1 protein-coding gene is annotated in these 2,216 nt (G+C 57.7%); it reads right to left on the bottom strand.

The window, feature by feature from the left end; all coding sequences use genetic code 11:
* Positions 1–336: 336 nt before the first annotated feature.
* A partial coding sequence (locus CAGGBEG34_RS09050) for a recombinase family protein (RefSeq protein WP_050009399.1) occupies positions 337–2,216 on the bottom strand: 1,880 nt, incomplete at its 5' end.

The raw sequence follows: 2,216 nt of genomic DNA, 5'->3' as shown, positions 1-2,216 counted from the left end.
CAGGCAAAAGAGAGTTTTGGGGAATGGATGGATGGGATGCTGCACTCTGTCCATCGTCAAGGCTATAGAGCGCCGGCTATCCGACGTGTCTATATCCCGAGGCCAGGCAAGCAGGAGAAACGCCCGTGAGGGGTATCGACTGTGGCCGACCGGGCGCTACAGCGCAGTATGGCTCAGGTCTTGTCGGCCATCTACGGGCAGGATTTTCTGCCCTGTTCATTTGGCGGGCGACCTGGATGGAGCGCCCATCAAGCGCTCGCAACCCTTTCAGAAGCCATAAAGGGACGTAAAGTAAGCTGGGTGCTAGAGGCAGACCTCAAGAACTTCTTGGATCCTTCATAGCAATACCCTTTGGTTTAGGAGGTGTGTTCGAAGAGGTCTGGGTGATCGGTAACAACCCTGATGCGCAAGCCTTTTCGCACGATGAACTAGGACAGCATCGAGCTCGCCTCGCTTAACACGCTGCAACACAGACTGGCGGGAGACGCCGAGTAAGCGGGTAGCGTCCTGCATAACGATATATCCAGTCGGGCTGTGCTCGACAAAGCGGCTACGCACCGCATCGGTGATATGAATACGCCGAGGTGCGCCGGGTGTGAGTTGTTCGCCAGAGATGAAGCCATCATTGATCCAGCGATGGAGCGTCGACGGGACAGTGCCCAATACATAGGCTGCCTGGCGAATGTTAAGCAGCTTCCCTTCGGGTCGTTCGGCTGGCGGTTCGAAACAGGGAATTTCCCAATGACGGCGCAGGCTGCTGACGATATTTTGATTAAAGCGCAAGCCATGTGCACTCAAACGGCCTTGCTTGTTGAGGATGCCTGCAATGGTAGCGTCAGGGTAGTGCTGTGCCAGTCGGCGCACCAAAGCCAAGGTGTTTTCGTCGGTTCGAATGGTGGCTGGTCGAGAACGCGGCAATGCGACCTCGCATTCGGTGAGTTTTCCACCCCGCCAGCGCAAATTGAGATGCGCCCGGTATTGTTCACGATGGACAGTAATCGCAACCTCTTCGAGTAGCGTGCGCAGCAGTTGTTTCCTGTCACGCACAGTGAGAGAGGACGCTCGCCACAGCCGCTGGAGATCCTGTCCAATCGCAAGTAAGCGATCTCGTTCCTGAGGGCTTAATGTACGGGGGCGGAGTTGCTCGCGTTGGGCCAGCTCCTGCTGGGCCTGTTCGAGTTCATGCAATCGTTTTTCCAATTGTGCTTCGAGCCCGCGCGCTACCAAACGGTTCTCTGGATTGACGGCACTGTACCGTCGCTCGGCACGCTGTGCTTCGTAGCGCGCCCGCTCCACAGTCAATCGCCATTGTGCGAGCGCTGCATCGTGATCGGCTTCAAGCCGTTCTGCAGCACGCACGGCTGCTTCGACGCCCGCCGGATTGACGGCTTGCAGAAAGGCTTGGGTGGCTGCCGCATCAATTTGCAGACCACCGACGTTGAGGCAGTAAACGCCGCGGCCGTTCACCGCGCATTTGTTGGCGCAATGGTAGCCCGGCGTATGGTTCGTGCCGCGATAGTGCGTTCTGAGCCTTCGGCCACAGTGGCCGCAGATTGCCAAGCCTTGCAGCAAGGCGCTGCCTTCTCTCACGGCACCTGCGGCCTGATGTGGCCTAGGCTTGGTGTTGGCACCCAGGCGCATTTGATTGGCTTCATAGGTGGCCCAATCAATGTAGCCTTCATGATGGTCCTTGATAAGCACGTTCCACTGCGACTGAGGCAGCCGACGCAATCGCATTTTAAGCGCTCCCTGTTCATCGACATAGCGTTCCCGCCGACTCTTGCCATAACAGTAGGCACCCGCGTAAACTGGATTGGAGAGAACGCTATGGATGGCATGATAGCTCGGTGCCGCCCAGCGGATCGGGTCAGTATGATGCATCTGCAGTGGGAATGATAGATGCTCGGACCGAAACCACAGCCAGACATGGCGGGCAGAACCGAATTCACTAAAGCGATCAAATACAGCGCGCAGTGCGTTAACGACGGCTTCGTCTGGATGGAGCCTTACTTCGCCATCGGCTTCGCCCCATACTGGCCCGATGGGCAAACCCCGGCGCAATTCGCCGCGAGCAGCCTTGTTGCGAATCCCGCCGTCTAGACGCGCGCGCAGAATGTGCAGCTCGGCCTCGCTCATTGTGCCTTTCAGACCAAGCAGCAGCCGGTCATTGAACGACGCCGGGTTGTACACGCCGTCGGCGTCTCCAATAAGAGTAT

Source organism: Candidatus Glomeribacter gigasporarum BEG34 (genome assembly GCF_000227585.1).
GTDB classification, from domain to species: domain Bacteria; phylum Pseudomonadota; class Gammaproteobacteria; order Burkholderiales; family Burkholderiaceae; genus Glomeribacter; species Glomeribacter gigasporarum_B.
This window is presented reverse-complemented; position numbering and strand designations above follow the sequence as displayed.